Annotated in this window: 18 protein-coding genes; 1 reads left to right on the forward strand and 17 read right to left on the reverse strand. The window is 62.7% G+C overall.

Features of this window, described 5'->3' with window-relative positions; genetic code table 11:
• Positions 1 to 33: 33 nt before the first annotated feature.
• From ACQ7C1_RS09475 to phnG, 15 genes are all read right to left on the reverse strand, one after another.
• The gene (locus tag ACQ7C1_RS09475; RefSeq protein ID WP_430958102.1) at positions 34 to 540 is read right to left on the reverse strand and encodes a GrpB family protein; all 507 of its coding nucleotides are present in this window, start codon (positions 538 to 540) and stop codon (positions 34 to 36) included.
• A gap of 9 nt (positions 541 to 549) precedes the next feature.
• Complete coding sequence (gene phnN, locus ACQ7C1_RS09480; RefSeq protein ID WP_097600430.1) at positions 550 to 1,155, reverse strand: phosphonate metabolism protein/1,5-bisphosphokinase (PRPP-forming) PhnN; 606 nt, start codon at positions 1,153 to 1,155, stop codon at positions 550 to 552.
• Positions 1,152 to 2,291, reverse strand: coding sequence for an alpha-D-ribose 1-methylphosphonate 5-triphosphate diphosphatase (locus tag ACQ7C1_RS09485; protein WP_430958103.1), 1,140 nt, complete (start codon positions 2,289 to 2,291; stop codon positions 1,152 to 1,154). Before ACQ7C1_RS09485 ends, phnN begins: the two co-directional genes overlap by 4 nt.
• Positions 2,292 to 2,304: 13 nt before the next feature.
• Positions 2,305 to 3,000 carry a DUF1045 domain-containing protein gene (locus ACQ7C1_RS09490; protein ID WP_430958104.1) on the reverse strand — a complete coding sequence of 232 codons (696 nt, stop codon included), beginning with the start codon at positions 2,998 to 3,000 and terminating at the stop codon, positions 2,305 to 2,307.
• A 140-nt stretch (positions 3,001 to 3,140) separates the two neighbouring features.
• Positions 3,141 to 4,484 (reverse strand): phosphonate ABC transporter, permease protein PhnE, encoded by a 1,344-nt coding sequence (gene phnE / locus ACQ7C1_RS09495; protein ID WP_430958105.1) that lies wholly within the window; start codon positions 4,482 to 4,484, stop codon positions 3,141 to 3,143.
• A gap of 7 nt (positions 4,485 to 4,491) precedes the next feature.
• Positions 4,492 to 5,451 carry a phosphonate ABC transporter, permease protein PhnE gene (gene phnE / locus ACQ7C1_RS09500; RefSeq protein ID WP_430958106.1) on the reverse strand — a complete coding sequence of 320 codons (960 nt, stop codon included), beginning with the start codon at positions 5,449 to 5,451 and terminating at the stop codon, positions 4,492 to 4,494.
• A gap of 65 nt (positions 5,452 to 5,516) precedes the next feature.
• Positions 5,517 to 6,422, reverse strand: a complete 906-nt coding sequence (gene phnD / locus ACQ7C1_RS09505) for a phosphonate ABC transporter substrate-binding protein (protein WP_085776549.1) — start codon at positions 6,420 to 6,422, stop codon at positions 5,517 to 5,519.
• 88 nt (positions 6,423 to 6,510) lie between these two features.
• On the reverse strand, positions 6,511 to 7,356 hold the full coding sequence (phnC, locus tag ACQ7C1_RS09510) for a phosphonate ABC transporter ATP-binding protein (protein WP_430958274.1): 846 nt from the start codon (positions 7,354 to 7,356) through the stop codon (positions 6,511 to 6,513).
• A 118-nt stretch (positions 7,357 to 7,474) separates the two neighbouring features.
• Positions 7,475 to 8,092, reverse strand: coding sequence for a DapH/DapD/GlmU-related protein (locus ACQ7C1_RS09515; RefSeq protein WP_430958107.1), 618 nt, complete (start codon positions 8,090 to 8,092; stop codon positions 7,475 to 7,477).
• Entirely contained in the window at positions 8,089 to 8,796 is a 708-nt protein-coding gene (gene phnL / locus ACQ7C1_RS09520) for a phosphonate C-P lyase system protein PhnL (protein ID WP_085776552.1), read from the reverse strand. The genes ACQ7C1_RS09515 and phnL overlap by 4 nt, the downstream gene beginning before the upstream one ends.
• Before the next feature lie 24 nt (positions 8,797 to 8,820).
• Positions 8,821 to 9,597 (reverse strand): phosphonate C-P lyase system protein PhnK, encoded by a 777-nt coding sequence (phnK, locus tag ACQ7C1_RS09525; protein WP_430958108.1) that lies wholly within the window; start codon positions 9,595 to 9,597, stop codon positions 8,821 to 8,823.
• A complete protein-coding gene (locus ACQ7C1_RS09530) occupies positions 9,594 to 10,469 on the reverse strand; it encodes an alpha-D-ribose 1-methylphosphonate 5-phosphate C-P-lyase PhnJ (RefSeq protein WP_430958109.1) in 876 nt (291 codons plus the stop codon). The genes phnK and ACQ7C1_RS09530 overlap by 4 nt, the downstream gene beginning before the upstream one ends.
• Positions 10,466 to 11,572: a carbon-phosphorus lyase complex subunit PhnI gene (locus tag ACQ7C1_RS09535; protein ID WP_430958110.1), complete on the reverse strand. Its 1,107-nt coding sequence runs from the start codon at positions 11,570 to 11,572 to the stop codon at positions 10,466 to 10,468. Before ACQ7C1_RS09535 ends, ACQ7C1_RS09530 begins: the two co-directional genes overlap by 4 nt.
• A gap of 4 nt (positions 11,573 to 11,576) precedes the next feature.
• Positions 11,577 to 12,185 carry a phosphonate C-P lyase system protein PhnH gene (phnH, locus tag ACQ7C1_RS09540; RefSeq protein WP_430958111.1) on the reverse strand — a complete coding sequence of 203 codons (609 nt, stop codon included), beginning with the start codon at positions 12,183 to 12,185 and terminating at the stop codon, positions 11,577 to 11,579.
• Entirely contained in the window at positions 12,185 to 12,661 is a 477-nt protein-coding gene (gene phnG / locus ACQ7C1_RS09545) for a phosphonate C-P lyase system protein PhnG (RefSeq protein WP_430958112.1), read from the reverse strand. The genes phnH and phnG overlap by 1 nt, the downstream gene beginning before the upstream one ends.
• A gap of 108 nt (positions 12,662 to 12,769) precedes the next feature.
• Between phnG and phnF the strand changes: the two genes are divergently transcribed.
• Positions 12,770 to 13,507, forward strand: a complete 738-nt coding sequence (phnF, locus tag ACQ7C1_RS09550; RefSeq protein WP_430958113.1) for a phosphonate metabolism transcriptional regulator PhnF — start codon at positions 12,770 to 12,772, stop codon at positions 13,505 to 13,507.
• 55 nt (positions 13,508 to 13,562) lie between these two features.
• Here phnF and ACQ7C1_RS09555 read toward each other — a convergent pair whose 3' ends face one another.
• Together ACQ7C1_RS09555 and dapB are read right to left on the reverse strand one after the other, a co-directional pair.
• Positions 13,563 to 14,198: a 2,3-bisphosphoglycerate-dependent phosphoglycerate mutase gene (locus ACQ7C1_RS09555; protein WP_430958114.1), complete on the reverse strand. Its 636-nt coding sequence runs from the start codon at positions 14,196 to 14,198 to the stop codon at positions 13,563 to 13,565.
• A 21-nt stretch (positions 14,199 to 14,219) separates the two neighbouring features.
• On the reverse strand, positions 14,220 to 15,044 hold the full coding sequence (gene dapB / locus ACQ7C1_RS09560; RefSeq protein ID WP_430958115.1) for a 4-hydroxy-tetrahydrodipicolinate reductase: 825 nt from the start codon (positions 15,042 to 15,044) through the stop codon (positions 14,220 to 14,222).
• Positions 15,045 to 15,052 lie beyond the last annotated feature (8 nt).

Consider the following 15,052-nt stretch of genomic DNA (forward strand, 5'->3'; position numbering starts at 1 on the left):
GACGATGGCCGGAGTGCGCGGCGCATTCCGGTTTCATGTTTTCAACGTAGCCAATCTTATCGTTTCCTCGACGAAGGCTGACTTGCCGCCGGTATAGAAATCCCAATCGCCGTCCGCCTCCGCGGCCAGGCGGCGTTTGAGGTCGGCATAGGCCTTGGCCTTTGCGGGATGGTCTCGGAGATAGTTGCGAAACAGGATGCGCTGCCGATGCACGGGATTATCGGGCGGGCAAACATAGAGCCTGTACCCGCAAGCCTCGCGGTTACGGGTAAAGACCCAGCGGCCGTCTCCGTGAGGGTCACCGTGAAAGGTGAAGTCGGCAGCGCGTACCAATTCTATCGCTGCCGGTAAGGCGTCGTCAGATACCACGACGACATCGAGGTCGATTTTCGGCTTGGCTGCAAGTCCAGGCACAGATGTGCTGCCGATGTGGTCGATGGACTGCACGAGATCACCGAGCAGGACGGAGACCTCGGCGCTGATTGCGGCAAAGAGCAGTGGCCAGGAAGTGTCGTAATCGACGACTTTGATGGCGCGCATCCTGCCTCCCTACTGTGGTCGCTGCACTTCGGCCAGCAATTCGTCCAGAATCGCGATCATCTTCTGTTCGGCCTCTTCCAGCGAACCGCTATTGTCGAGTTCCGTCACGTCATAGTCGCCGCGCACGGTCAGCGGGCCGCGGGCAAGCCTGGCCATGATGTCCTCGTGTGTCTCGCGGCCGCGCGCTTCCAGCCGGCTGGCGAGCACTTCGGGACGGGCCGTGACATTGATGACCTTCAGCCGCGGGAAAGCGGCCTGGAAGCGGTGAAGCGCCGAGCGCGAGCCGTTGGCCACGACGATATGGCCTCTCGACAGCGCCACCGAGACTTCGGCCGGAATGCCGTATTTCAGGCCATGCGCCTCCCACCACACGGCGAAGGAGCCTGATTGCTCCATGGCGGCAAAGCCTTGAAGGGAGACGGAAAGATGATCCTCGCCGCCGGCATCGCGGTGGCGGGTGATGACGCGGCGGGCGAAATGCACATTGTCGCGGCCGGAAAAACGCCGCGCAGCGAGGTTCATCAGCGTGTCCTTGCCGGCGCCGCTCGGCCCAACGACGACGACCATGATACCGCGTTCGGCTCCAGCAGCCGCATGGGGTTCGTGCGGCGTCATGCGACACGGCGTCCCTGGCGCCAGACGGAGCGTGTTACCGGTACGCCGTGCGAGCGGTGGACACGGACGAGATCGGCGCGCAGCCCGGTCGCGATCCGGCCGCGATCATTGAGGCTGACAGTGCGGGCAGGCGTCGACGTCACCATCGCGATCGCTTTCGGAAGGGTAATGCTTTCCACCTCGTCGGCAAGGATGAAGGGTGCATGCAGCAGGCTGAGCGGCACGTAGTCGGAGGACAGAACATCGAGCACGCCCATTTCGGCGAGATCGCGGGCGGCGATGTTGCCGGAATGGGATTTGCCGCGCACGATGTTCGGCGCCCCCATCAGCACGCTCATGCCGTGCTCGTGCGATGCCCGGGCGGCATCGAAGCTGGTCGGAAACTCGGCAAGGCGCACGCCATTGTCGATCGCCTCGTCGACATGGGAGAGTGTGGCGTCGTCATGGCTTGCGACCGTGATGCCGCGCTCGGCGCAGACCTTGGCGATGGCGTTTCGATGTGGCGTCGAATTGCGCGCCGATTCCGCCTGGCGCTTGGCGACGAAACGGGCAAAGGCCTCATCGCTCAGACCACGCTTCTTTTGGTAGTAGAAGATATATTGATCCATCGTCTGGAACTGCCGCTGGCCGGGCGCGTGATCCATCAGCGAGACGAGCCGCACATGCGGATCATTTTCGAAATCGGCGAAATGTTCAAGCACATTGTCGGCCGATACCTCGCAGCGCAGGTGGATGAGGTGTTCGGCGCGCAGCCTGCCTTCCTTCTCCGCCGATTGGATGGCGTCGGCCATCTCTCGCATCTCGCCATGTTCGAACCCGCCATCCTCGTCCGCGCCCATGCGCAGGCAGTCGAAGACCGTCGTGATGCCCGATGTGACGATCTGGGCGTCATGCGCCTGGACGGCAGCCGTCTTGTGCCAGCGAATGCCCGGACGCGGCTGATAATGGCCTTCGAGATGGTCGGTATGCAGTTCGACAAGGCCGGGAATGACGTAATCCCCCTCGAAATCTTCACCGGCTACCGAATTGCTTTCAGAGATATCGGCGATCTTGCCGTCGCGGATAAGGATCGATCCTGAAAGGATGTCGTCCTCGAGAACGATGCGGGCGTTGGAAAAGACGGTCTCTTTGCTCATATTGTCAGGTCTTTCAGTTTTTGGCGCCGGCAAGGGGCAGCCAGGAACGAACTTTGAACGGGGCGCCGCGCGTCTCCTCGATGAAGACGGCTAGACCGGAGATCGAAAGCGGCCGGCCGGTGAAACCGGCAAAGCGCTCGGTCAGAATCGCTTTCATCACCTCGGCGCGTGTCTCCGGGATCTGGCCGCTTAGCGTCATGTGAAAGCCGAAATCCTCCATGACGTAAGGATAACCCCAGCGCTGCAGATTGGCGCGTTGGCTTTCGCTGAGCTTCTCCGGGTTACGCCTGATGATATCGGCTTCGGAGAGCGCCGCGCGAAACGGCTCGAATGACTTTACCACCTTCGCGGCGAAATCCTGAAGAGGTTGATGAAGAGAGCCGGGAACAAGGGCGAAGAAGCGGCCGAGCTGGCCAAGCACCAGTTCGGGAATCTCGAAAGCCGGCGTGCGCGCGGCAAACTCCTCGGCAAAGGCCATGAGATCCTTTTCGGTGACAGAAGCGGCAAGCGAAAACGGCGCCTTGATCGTCGCATGAAAGCCGTAGCGTCGCGGGTCGGCAGTCAGCTCGAACTGCTCTGCCGCACTCAGCGTCTCATGTGCGGGTGCAGGATAGGTTTTGCCGCTGAACGCATCGCGGCCGAGCCAGAGCGAAGCCGCGCCGGTCAGAGGGTCATCCTTCGGCGGCGAAAAATAGAGAGCGTAGCGCAAGGATTTTGTCCTGGGGATCGTCGAAAGGGGAGCGCAATGTGCAGTGATTTGGCGGCGAACCGCAAGCAGGCTCCCGGCTAAAAGATTTCCGTGACAGAATGATGATGACGGCCGCGCCGCCACCGGCCTTCATCGAGTGCTCAGTGCGAATTCGTGCCCATCAGCCGATGGCGCAGCGCGTTCGATGCGGCGTCGAACAGGAAGACGACGATCAGGATCAGAATGACCATATAGGCGACGTTTTCCCAGTTGGCGTTGGTGCGCATTGCCTCCCAGAGTTTGAGGCCGATGCCGCCTGCGCCGACGGCGCCGATGATGGTGGCGCCGCGCACGTTCGACTCCCACTGGTAGAGCGTCTGGCTGACGATGACGGGGACGATCTGCGGCATGATGCCGTAACGATGGACGAGCACGGTCTGGGCGCCAGTCGATTTGATGCCTTCCCGCGGCTTGTTGTCGATGTTCTCGAGCCCCTCGGAATAAAGCTTGCCGAGCGTGCCGGTCTCGGTGAGGAAGATCGCGCCGCTGCCGGCAAGCGGCCCTGGGCCGAAGGCGCGTGTCAGGAAAAGCGCCCAGATCAGCATGTCGACAGAGCGCAGGAAATCGAAGAAGCGCTTGAGAATCTGGTTCAAGAGGCGGTTCGGCGTGATGTTGCGTGCCGCCAGGAAGGCGAGCGGGAAGGCGGCAAGCGCGCCGAGCAGCGTTCCGAGAAAGGCCATGACGATCGTCTGGAAAAGCTTGGTCCAGACGTCGCCGTGCTGCCATTCGCTGTTGTTCCAGATGTCATCGAAAGCGAGCGACAGGTTGGACTGGTCGGGCTTGATGCGCGGGCCGGAGACAATGAGGCCAAGGACGTCGCCGACCGGCTTGTCGAAGAATGACGATTGCGTGTCGAAGAGGAAATTCGCCCAGCCGAGGAAACGCTTGCGAACTTTCACGCGATCGACGGAAATGCTGACGTCGCCGGCAAAGCCGAGATCAGCGAGCACGTTGTCGTCATAGACCGTCATCCAGCTCGGCACCGGGCCGACCACCTCGGGCGCGCCGCTCGAAACGTTGACCGGGACGCTGACGCCGTGTGCGGTCACGATCGTTTCGCTCTTCGAAACGGTGATGCTGCGGCTGGTGCCGCTGACGGAAACGGTGATGCTGCCATCGGGATTGTTGACCACCCAGTCCGGATGCGGATTGTCGCCGAGCGGCGAGAAGCGGGGATAACGCACCTCGATCGAGCCGTCATCCTGGATGCGGAAGTCCGGCTGCACATCATAACTCACCCATTGGCTGAGATAGATGCCGACGCGCTCCCAGTGAGCTTCGGCAAGAAGCTTGGGCAGGTCAAAGAACCAGACGGCGTAGAGGCCGTAGAGGAGGGTCGCAATGAGGATCATCAGCCCGCCGAAACGCTGGCGGAACGACCGGTGGAAATATTCCGGATAGCGCGCTTCAATCTCTTGCATGCGGTTTGCGTCGATCACCGTCATGGCGGCCTCAATGTTGCAGAAGGAAGGCGTGTTCGCCGACGAGACGGCGGCGCAGCCAGGCGGAGAACTGGTCGACGGCGATGATCGTCACGAACAACAGGAGTACGAGGGCAACGGTTTTTGCGCCGAAGCCGCGCGAGATCGAAAGCTTCAGCTCTTCGCCGATGCCGCCGCCGCCGACGGCGCCGATGATGGTCGAGGCGCGCACGTTGATCTCCAGGCGCAGCAGCGCATAGGAGGTGAAATTCGGCAGCACTTGCGGCAGGACGGCGAAGCGCACCCGCTCCCACCAGTTGGCGCCGACGGCCTTCATCCCCTCATGCGGCTTCATGTCGATGTTTTCGGCAACCTCGTAGAAGAGTTTGCCGAGCGCGCCGATCGTGTGCAGGGTGATGGCGATGATGGCGGCGACCGGCCCGATCGACAGGATCGCTGAAAACAGGCCGGCGATGACGATTTCCGGGAAGGCGCGCAGGAATTCCATCAGCCGCTTGGTGAAGACGCGCAGCGGCCACGAACTCGTCAGGTTGCGCGCCGCAAAGAAGCTCAAGGGCACCGCAAAGACGAAGGCGGTGATAGTCGAGATCAGCGCCACGTTGATCGTGACGATCATCAGCTCGAAATATTCCGGGATGTAGAAGTCTCCCCAGATATAGACGCGGCCTTTGATGAAGTTGAATTCCTCGCCGCCCTTGTCGTTGACGCTCGCTATGTCGAAGAGCGCGCGCCAGACGTCGTTCCAATCCTTGGGAATGAGCCAGCTCAGGAAGTCGAATAGGTGCGGCAGGCGTTCGAAGAAATGGCCGGCATTGCTCTCATCGGCAAAGCGGACGGAGCTCACGAAAGCCGCGATAAGGATAACCAGGCCGAGCACGGTGTAGAAGCGGCGCTTGGCGACCATCCGGTCCCAGGCGGTGCCGATCTCCTGCGTGCTCTGCATGTGCGGCTGTGTGTCGGCAATGGTCATGGACGCTCCGCGCGATAACAAACAAAGGGCGGCCGTTGTCAGCCGCCCCCGTATTCAAAAGGCGATCAGCCGCCGATGGCCGCCTTGCGAACTTCGACGACGGCCTTGTAGAAGTCGTGCTTGACGGGAGCGTAGCCCTTGTAGTCGCCGCCTTCGACAGCCGAGAAACACTTGTGATCCTTTTCCGGCAGGGCCGTGAAGAAGGCTGCGAGCTTCGTCTGCCACTCCTGGCCGAGAGCGTTGCGCACGACCAGCGGGCCGTTCGGGATCAGCGGCGAACGCCAGACTTCAACGAGCTTGTTCGGATCGACGGCGCCCTTGTCGACTTCCTTGCGGAACGTGCCGGAAGTGTAGCCATCCTTGAAGTCGCCGATGCCCGACGAGTCGTCGACGGCGACATCGACCTTGCCGTCATAGGCGGCAAGCAGGTTGTTTTCATGACCGCCGTTGAACTGGGTCGAGGCAAAGAACTTGTCGTTCGGCATGCCGGTGTCCTTCGGGATCTGCGTCAGCGGCACGAGGTAACCGGAGGTGGAGTCCGGATCGGCGTAGCCGAGCTTCTTGCCCTTGGCGTCCTTGATGGTCTTGATGCCGGAGGACTTCAGTGCGAGGCCGATCGAGTAATAACCCGTCGAACCGTCTTTCTGCTGCGTCGTCAGGATCGGCGTAACAGCCTTCGGATCCTTCAGGTAGACGGAGGCGTAACCGGAAGCGCCGAGTTCGGCGAAGTCGAGCGTGCCGCCGAGCAGGCCCTGGATAACGCCGTCATAGTCGGCGGCCGGGAAGAGAGAGACCTTCTCGAAGCCGAATTCCTGCTTCAGGTGGTCGGCGAGGCAGGCATAGTTGCGCAGGCGGTCAGTTTCATTTTCGCCGCCAAGGATGCCGATGCGGAATTCCTTGAGGTCTGCGGCATTGGCGGCGCCGGCGAGCGCAAACAGCGCCGTTGCCGCAAAGAGTGCTTTCTTCAACATGCGTTCTCTCCTATTGACCGGTGTCTCCGGCCTTCCCGTTACGAAGAAGTGTGCCCTTAACGCGGGCGTTCGATCGCGGCCGCCTCTGTCAGAGACCAGCCAACGCCAGCGGCTGGACGCCGACGGATTGATTGTTGGCGCCCTCGGGAGCGATATTGATGGAGGTCGAGGTCATCGTTTCGTCGATGCCGGCGCCGTCCTTGTCCGTGCCGTAGATTTGCTTCACTGCTTCGGCCGTCAGCTCCGAGGGCTTGCCGTCGAAGACGACGCGGCCGCCGGCCATGCCGACGATGCGCTCACAATAGTTGCGGGCGGTGTCGAGCGTATGCAGATTGGTGATGACGGTGATGCCCTCGCGCTCGTTGATGTCGCGCAGCGCATCCATGACGATCTTGGCGTTCAGCGGATCGAGCGAGGCGATCGGTTCGTCGGCGAGCACCATCTTCGGGTTCTGCATCAGCGCGCGGGCGATCGCCACGCGTTGCTGCTGGCCGCCGGAAAGCGTGCCGGCCGGCTGCAGCGCCGTCTGCTCGATGCCGAGCCGTTCGAGTGCCGCGATCGCATGCACGCGCTCCTCGCGGGTGAAGATGTTGAGGAGGCTCAGAAGCGTCGGGCGGTGATTGAGGCGGCCGAGCATGACATTGGTGAGAACGTCCAGGCGCGGCACCAGGTTGAACTGCTGGAAGATCATCGCACAGTCGCGCTGCCAGTTGCGCAATGCCTGGCCGCGAAGCCCGGAGACCTCGACGCCGGCGAAATGAATGGAGCCGGAGCTCGGCTCCTGCAGGCGGTTGATCATGCGCAGCAGCGTCGACTTGCCGGCGCCGGAGCGGCCGATGATGCCGACCATCTGACCCTGGGGAATGGTGAGGGTCACGGCATCGACGGCGAGCTTTTTTCCGAAACGACGGGTGACATCCTTCAGCTCGAACATCATGCTGGTCCCTTGCACTTCAGGCCTTGGTCAGCACCGCATTAGTCCCGCTTGATGAACCTCAAATGTCAGATTTATGTAAGAAGTGTCACAAATCTCCGCGCTGCGGAGGCGGTGTCTAGCCCTCGTGGCGGACCAGAAAATCTTCCGCGCTTAAGTTGCGGAAATCTTGCAAAGCCAGGCGCAACCGGTCGTGTTGCCAATCCCACCAGGAAAGTCTGTCCATGCGTTCGCCGATCTCTTTCGGGAAACGTTCGCGGATGAGCTTGGCCGGCACACCGCCGACGATCGTGTATGGCGCAACGTCCTTCGATACGACGGCGCCGGCACCGATGACGGCGCCGTTGCCGACTTTGACGCCGGGCAAGATGGTCGCACCATGGCCGATCCAAACGTCGTGGCCGATCGTCACCCGGTTTGCGCGCCGCCAGGCGAAGAAGTCCGTCTCCATGTCGGCGTCGGGCCAGTAGTCGGCGGCGCGATAGGTGAAATGATGCAGGGTCGCGCGCCAGGTCGGATGGTTGGTGGCGTTGATGCGCACGGCGGCGGCGATATTGACGAACTTGCCGATCGTCGCGCACCAGACGGCCCCGTCCTGCATGATGTAGGAATAGTCGCCGAAGGTGGCTTCGCTAATGCGGCAGCGTTCTGAGACCTCGGTGTAGCGCCCGAAGATAGAGTCGCTGACATCAGCCGTTTCGTGGATATAGGGCTCGGTACCCAACTGGCGGCTCATGCGGCGATCTTCCGAGGAGAGAACTGCTGGACGTCGAGGATGCGGTCGGCGACGGCCTCGCGCACTTCCTCGTCGTGGAAGATGCCGAGAAGGGCGACGCCCGCCTTCTTCTTCTCCGCGATCATGCCGACGACAACGGCGCGGTTTTTCGCATCGAGCGAGGCTGTGGGTTCATCGAGGAGCAGGATCGTATGCTCGGTGATGAAGCCGCGGGCGATGTTGACGCGCTGCTGCTCGCCACCGGAGAAGGTGGCGGGCGGCAGCTGCCACAGCGCTTCCGGCAAGTTGAGCCTGGCGAGCAGGGCGCCTGCCTTTTCCCGTGCAACGACGACATCTTCGCCGCGCGCCACGAGCGGCTCGGCCACCACGTCGATTGTCGCCACGCGCGGCACAGTGCGCAGGAATTGGCTGACATAGCCGAGCGTATTGCGGCGAACGGTGAGCACGGTGCGTGGATCGGCGGAGGCGAGATCGACGATCCGCCCGTGGTGGCGAATGAGGATCTGACCGGTGTCGACGGCATAATTGCCGTAGATCATCTTGAGCAGCGAGCTCTTGCCGATGCCCGAGGGGCCGCCGAGCACGACGCATTCACCCGCAGATACCGAGAAGGCGACATCCGAGACGACAGGCAGCCTGATGCCGTCGCGCAGGTGCATGGTGAAGCTCTTCGAGACTTCGGAGACGACGAGGGGCGTTGGCATGATTTGGGTTTCCTGGTTTCTAACTCAGACCTGCAGGATCGAGGAGACGAGCAACTGCGTGTAAGGCTCTCTGGGATCGTCGAGCACGCGGTCGGTAAGACCCTGTTCGATGACGTAGCCGTCCTTCATCACCATCATGCGGTGCGAGAGCAGGCGAGCGACGGCGAGATCGTGGGTGACGACGATGGCCGAGAGGCCGAGATCGTTGACGAGGCCGCGCACGAGATCGAGCAGGCGCGCCTGCACCGATACGTCGAGGCCGCCTGTGGGTTCATCCATGAAGACCAGGCGCGGACCGGTGACGAGATTGCGGGCGATCTGCAGCCGCTGGCGCATGCCGCCGGAAAAGGCGCGCGGCTGGTCGTCGATGCGGTCAGCGTCGATCTCGACGCGTTCGAGCCAGTCGATGGCGGTAGAGCGGATCTTGCCGTAGTGCCGGTCGCCGATCGCCATCAGCCGTTCACCGACATTGGCACCCGCCGATACGGTCATGCGCAATCCATCGGCCGGGTTCTGGTGCACGAAACCCCAGTCCGTGCGCATCAGGAATCGGCGCTCCGCCTCGTTCATGCGGTAGAGGTCGCGGTAGTTGCCATCGCGCATGTGGTATTCGACGCTGCCGGTCGTCGGCATCAACCGGGTGGAGATGCAGTTGAGCAGCGTCGTCTTGCCGGAGCCGGATTCGCCGACGATGGCCAGCACTTCGCCGGGCCAGAGCTCGAAGGAGACGTTCCGGCAGCCGATGCGTTTGCCGTAGAACTTCGAGAGGTCGTTGACCTTGAGAAGCGGTATATCGGTCATTCGGCAGCCTCCCGGGCCAGCATTTCGCCGGCATGCCCCTGGGCGCGGCGGTCTTCGCAATGGTCGGTATCGGAGCAGACGAACATGCGCCCGCCCTTGTCGTCGAGAATGACCTCGTCGAGGTAGACGTCCTCTGCGCCGCAGAGCGCGCAGGGCCTGTCGAAGCGCTGGATCTCGAAGGGATGGTCTTCGAAATCCAGACTGACGACATCGGTATAGGGCGGCACGGCATAGATGCGTTTCTCGCGGCCGGCGCCGAAAAGCTGCAGCGCTTCCGACCTGTGCATCTTCGGATTATCGAATTTCGGCGTCGGCGAGGGATCCATCACGTAGCGGCCATGCACCTTGACCGGATAGGCATAGGTCGTGGCGATGCGGCCGTTGCGGGCAATATCCTCATAGAGCTTCACGTGCATGAGTCCGTATTCCTCGAGCGCATGCATCTTGCGCGTCTCGGTCTCGCGCGGTTCGAGAAAGCGCAGCGGTTCGGGAATCGGCACCTGGTAGACGAGCACCTGGCCGGCTCCGAGTTTTTCCTCCGGGATGCGGTGGCGTGTCTGGATGATCGTCGCCTCGCTGGTATGTGTCGTCACCGCGACATTGGCGACCTTCTGGAAGAAGGCGCGGATGGAAACAGCGTTGGTCGTATCGTCGGCGCCCTGGTCGATGACCTTCAGCACGTCATCAGGGCCGATGATCGAGGCCGTTACCTGCACGCCGCCGGTGCCCCAGCCATAGGGCATCGGCATTTCTCTGCTGGCAAAGGGCACCTGGTAGCCGGGAATGGCGATCGCCTTCAGGATGGCGCGGCGGATCATCCGCTTGGTCTGTTCGTCGAGATAGGCGAAGTTGTAGCTGGCGAGATCGCTCATTCGGCGGCTTCCTTCATCTCTTCGCCGCTGCTCCGGGCGGCTTCAAGTTCGCGACGCATGCGGCGGACGAGATCGAGTTCGGCCTGGAAATCCACATAATGCGGAAGCTTCAGATGCTCGACGAAACCCGTTGCCTGAACGTTGTCGGAGTGGGAAATGACGAATTCCTCGTCCTGTGCCGGCGCGGTGATATCCTCGCCGAGCTCTTCTGCCCGCAGCGCCCGATCGACCAGCGACATTGCCATCGCCTTGCGTTCGCTCTGGCCGAAGACCAGGCCGTAGCCGCGGGTGAATTGCGGCGGTGCCTTCGCCGAGCCCTTAAACTGGTTGACCATCTGGCACTCGGTGATCTGGATCGTGCCGAGCGAGACCGCGAAACCGAGCTCAGGCACGTCGAATTCCACCTCGACTTCGCCGATGCGGATCTCCCCGGTGAAAGGATGGTTGCGGCCGTAGCCGCGCTGGGTTGAATAACCGAGCGCCAGCAGGAAGCCCTCGTCGCCGCGGGCAAGCGCCTGCAGGCGCAGGTCCCGGGTCATCGGGAATTCCATCGGCTCGCGGGTCAGGTCGCCGATCTCGTGATCCTCGGGCATGTCGCCGTCCGCCTCGATCAAGCCTTCCTCGCCGAGGATTTCGGAGACGCGCATGACGCGGCCGGTCTCGGCCGGACGCTGGGCCGGCGCCTCGACCGCTTCTTCCTCAAGCAGGGAGGGATCGAGCAGCCGGTGGGTATAGTCGAAGGTGGGGCCGAGCAGCTGGCCGCCCGGCAGATCCTTGTAGGTCGCCGAGATACGGCGTTCGATCGCCATGCCAGCCGTGTCGAGCGGTCTGGAATAACCGAAGCGCGGCAGCGTCGTGCGGTAAGCGCGCAGCAGGAAGATCGCCTCGATCATGTCGCCGCGCGATTGACGGACGGCCAGCGCTGCGAGAGTCCGGTCGAAAAGCGAGGCCTCGGCCATGACGCGGTCGACGGCGAGGGCGAGTTGTTCGACGATCTGGTCGATGCCGATCGCTGGCAGCGACCGGTCACCGCGGCGACGGTCGGCGAGCAGACGGTGGGCATTGGCAATGGCGGCCTCGCCACCCTTGACGGCAACATACATGAGCTCAGATCTCCGTTGCTGTGATCTTGGTGGTGCGCGGCAGGCAGACGAAGCGCTTGCCCGATGTCAGCACGATGTCGATGCCACGCGGAAAAAGCGCGCGGTTCTCGGCCCAGAGCCTGAGGAAGGTCTCCGGTAGGCCGACAGGCGCGATCTCCACGACGCTCTGGATCCCCGGACCCATCAGCACCAGCCTGCGTCCGCCGTCGAGTTCGGGAAGTTCGATGACAACAGTCGTCGAGCGGTCGGGATATTCCTGCGTGCCTGACGCAAACAGGCCGAAGGAGCAAAGCGCAGTGCCCGCCTCGATGAAGGCAAAGCGCGCATCCGCCTTTTCGGCGGTCAGCGGGGCGCCGGTGTGGAAGCCGAGCCAGTCCGGCACAGCGGACTTCGCTAGTCCCGAGGTAAGCCAGACTGATGTGTCATGGTCGCAAAGAGTGAGCGCGATCGTGCCGGCGGCAATACCGAGCGGCGCCGGCGGGTCGATCTCGGGCTCAACTGTCTGGATGGTGCCGGGGCGGGCCACGCCGTCCATCAGCATCTTGAAGACGCTCTGCGCATGGAAAACCGGATCGGTAAAGCCACCGGTAAAGACTTCTGTCGTCAGACCCATCAGTTGTCCCCCCGCACCATGGTGAAGAAGTCGACGCGGGTTGCCGCCGTCTCATCCACCTTACGACGTTCGGTGGTGGCGATCCTTTCCGCGATCGGCAAAAGCAGCGCCTGTTCGACGAAATCCCTGGTCGCCTCCTCCTGCCAGAGCGCGTCGAAGATCGCCGCAAGACGGGCCTTCTCCCGGTCGGTGCCGAGCGCCTGCGCATGACCGATGGAGCCGGACTCGAGCCGCACCGTTGAGCGTGTCATCGTCACCTCGCCGAGGTTAAAGGGAGCTCCGCCGCCGCCGATGCGGCCGCGCACCATCACCAGTCCGGTCTCCGGTCCGCGCACCGGATAAGCCACGGGCTTTTGCGGCAACGCGTCCCAGGCCGCCTGGAGTTCGCTCCGTTCCGCACGCGCCAGCAGATCGGCAACGCGTTTGCGCTCCAAGACCGTCTGTGACGCGGCGTCTGTCTTGTCCGCTGATATCATCGCTGCTTCCTCAAATGTCTATTGATATAGACAACCATACAAGCTATACCTAGCCTTAAATCGGTGTCGTGACAAGCGTGTGACATCGTGAGGCAAGGCAGAGGCGGAATGGCAGGACTGAAGCAGGTGCAGAGGCAGACGGGTGTGGCGCTGTGGCGTCAGATCGCCGATCGGATTCGCGAGGCGATCGGCAACGGAGCCTATGACGAAACCGGAATGGTGCCGCCGGAAACGGTGCTGGCGCTGCAATTCGGCGTTAACAGGCATACAGTGCGCAGTGCGCTGGCTGCGCTGGCGCAGGAGGGAATCGTGCGTGCGGTGCAAGGTCGCGGCACGCTGATCGAGCGCAAGGAGCGGCTGAATTTCCCCATCACCCGGCGCACGCGCTTCACCGCCGGCATTGGCGATCAGGCGCGCGAGATGCGCGGCCTTCTGCTCGATGAGGCGCAGGAGGAGGCGAGCGCCGACGTTGCCCGTTGGCTGGGCCTGAAACAGGGTGAGCAAGTGATCCGGCTGGAAACATTGCGCCATGCCGACCGGCGGCCGGTTTCAAAGGCGACGAGCTGGTTTCCCGCCGAACGTTTCGCCGGAATCGGTGAGGCCTACCGCAAGCACGAATCGATCACCAAGGCTTTCGCCGAGCTCGGCCTCGGGGACTACGTCCGGGCGACGACCGAGATAACAGCGGCCCATGCTGCGACAGCCGACCTTGCCGATCTGGAACTCACTCCCGGCGCGATCCTGCTGATTGCCAAGGCAATGAACACCGATCTCGACGGCTTACCAGTACAATATTCGATCAGCCGTTTCGCCGCCGACCGGGTGCAGTTCACGATCGAGAACTGAGGCCAGGAATTGAGATAAGGCGTGCCGACCCGTTCGGTGGCACGCCTCACAGAATTCAGTGTGCGCCGGACATATCGCCCAGCACTTCCTTGGAGGCGACGGTGGAATCCGCGTTCAGCTTGTAAACCATCGGAACGCCGGTCGCGAGGTTGAGGGCGAGCACGCCTTCTTTGGTGAGCTTGTCGAGCACCATGACCAGCGAACGCAGCGAATTGCCGTGGGCAGCGACCAGCACCTTTTCGCCGCGCAGCACGCGCGGCAGGATCTCGGTGAGGTAGTAGGGCCAGACGCGGGCGCCGGTATCGCGCAGGCTTTCACCGCCGGGCGGCGGCACGTCGTAGGAACGGCGCCAGATATGCACCTGTTCCTCGCCCCATTTGGCGCGCGCATCGTCCTTGTTGAGGCCGGAGAGATCGCCGTAGTCGCGCTCGTTCAGCGCCTGGTCGCGGATGGTCTCGAGATCAGGCTGGCCGACCTTGCCGAGGATGAGCTTCAGCGTGTGCTGCGCGCGCACCAGCGCCGAGGTATAGGCGACGTCGAATTTGATCCCGTATTCGGCAAGCGCAGCGCCGCCGGCTTTGGCTTCCTGAATGCCGAGTTCCGTCAGATCCGGGTCCTTCCAGCCGGTGAAGAGATTCTTCAGGTTCCAGTCGCTCTGGCCGTGGCGAACGAGGACGAGGGTACCGCTCATGAATATGCCTCCGTAGTATCCTTATTGGGAAGAAAGCCCGAGCACGTCGAGCATGGAATAGAGACCCGGCTTCTTGTCGCGCGCCCAGAGCGCGGCTTTGATGGCGCCGCGCGCGAAGATAGAACGGTCGGCCGCGCTGTGCGACAGGGTGACGATTTCGCCTTCTCCGGCGAAAAGCACGGAATGCTCGCCTATGACCGAGCCGCCCCGCAGCGTCGCAAAACCGATCGTGCCCGCCTCGCGGGCGCCGGTATGGCCGTCGCGAACCCTGACCGATTTCGACGCAAGATCGATATTGCGGCCCTTGGCCGCGGCTTCACCGAAGAGAAGGGCGGTGCCGGAAGGGGCATCCACCTTGTGTTTGTGGTGCATTTCCAGGATTTCGATGTCCCAATCTGCGGGATCGAGCGCCCGCGCGGCCTGCTCTGCCAGCACGCTGAGCAGATTGACGCCGAGGCTCATATTGCCCGACTTGACGATGCGGGCATGGCGGGCCGCGGCGGCGATCTTCGCGTTGTCCTCGCTCGAGCAGCCCGTCGTACCGACAACATGAACGATGCGGGCTTGAGCGGCGAGACCGGAAAACTCCACCGTGGCGGCAGGCGCGGTGAAGTCGACTACGCCTTCGGCATGCAGGAAGGCCTGGAGCGGGTCGTCGCCGATGATGACGCCGGTCGGCCCGAGTCCGGCAATCTCACCGGCATCCTTGCCGACGAATGGGGAGCCGGCGCGCTCGATCGCGGCATGCAGCGTCACGCCTTCGATCGAATGAATGAGCCGGATCAGCGTCTGCCCCATGCGTCCAGCTGCGCCGACCACCACCAGTTTCATCGCAGCATCGCTCATGTCAGTCT

It is taken from the genome of Rhizobium sp. Nf11,1, from assembly GCF_050587665.1.
Classification (GTDB): Bacteria; Pseudomonadota; Alphaproteobacteria; order Rhizobiales; family Rhizobiaceae; genus Rhizobium.

What these genes read in the sequence shown, in the direction of transcription:
- ACQ7C1_RS09475 (WP_430958102.1), bottom strand. Translation starts at nt 540, where the DNA reads ATGCGCGCCATCAAAGTCGTCGATTACGACACTTCCTGGCCACTGCTC.
- phnN (WP_097600430.1), bottom strand. Translation starts at nt 1,155, where the DNA reads ATGACGCCGCACGAACCCCATGCGGCTGCTGGAGCCGAACGCGGTATC.
- ACQ7C1_RS09485 (WP_430958103.1), bottom strand. Translation starts at nt 2,291, where the DNA reads ATGAGCAAAGAGACCGTCTTTTCCAACGCCCGCATCGTTCTCGAGGAC.
- phnE (WP_430958105.1), bottom strand. Translation starts at nt 4,484, where the DNA reads ATGACGGTGATCGACGCAAACCGCATGCAAGAGATTGAAGCGCGCTAT.
- phnE (WP_430958106.1), bottom strand. Translation starts at nt 5,451, where the DNA reads ATGACCATTGCCGACACACAGCCGCACATGCAGAGCACGCAGGAGATC.
- phnD (WP_085776549.1), bottom strand. Translation starts at nt 6,422, where the DNA reads ATGTTGAAGAAAGCACTCTTTGCGGCAACGGCGCTGTTTGCGCTCGCC.
- phnC (WP_430958274.1), bottom strand. Translation starts at nt 7,356, where the DNA reads ATGTTCGAGCTGAAGGATGTCACCCGTCGTTTCGGAAAAAAGCTCGCC.
- ACQ7C1_RS09515 (WP_430958107.1), bottom strand. Translation starts at nt 8,092, where the DNA reads ATGAGCCGCCAGTTGGGTACCGAGCCCTATATCCACGAAACGGCTGAT.
- phnL (WP_085776552.1), bottom strand. Translation starts at nt 8,796, where the DNA reads ATGCCAACGCCCCTCGTCGTCTCCGAAGTCTCGAAGAGCTTCACCATG.
- phnK (WP_430958108.1), bottom strand. Translation starts at nt 9,597, where the DNA reads ATGACCGATATACCGCTTCTCAAGGTCAACGACCTCTCGAAGTTCTAC.
- ACQ7C1_RS09530 (WP_430958109.1), bottom strand. Translation starts at nt 10,469, where the DNA reads ATGAGCGATCTCGCCAGCTACAACTTCGCCTATCTCGACGAACAGACC.
- ACQ7C1_RS09535 (WP_430958110.1), bottom strand. Translation starts at nt 11,572, where the DNA reads ATGTATGTTGCCGTCAAGGGTGGCGAGGCCGCCATTGCCAATGCCCAC.
- phnH (WP_430958111.1), bottom strand. Translation starts at nt 12,185, where the DNA reads ATGGGTCTGACGACAGAAGTCTTTACCGGTGGCTTTACCGATCCGGTT.
- phnG (WP_430958112.1), bottom strand. Translation starts at nt 12,661, where the DNA reads ATGATATCAGCGGACAAGACAGACGCCGCGTCACAGACGGTCTTGGAG.
- phnF (WP_430958113.1), top strand. Translation starts at nt 12,770, where the DNA reads ATGGCAGGACTGAAGCAGGTGCAGAGGCAGACGGGTGTGGCGCTGTGG.
- ACQ7C1_RS09555 (WP_430958114.1), bottom strand. Translation starts at nt 14,198, where the DNA reads ATGAGCGGTACCCTCGTCCTCGTTCGCCACGGCCAGAGCGACTGGAAC.
- dapB (WP_430958115.1), bottom strand. Translation starts at nt 15,044, where the DNA reads ATGAGCGATGCTGCGATGAAACTGGTGGTGGTCGGCGCAGCTGGACGC.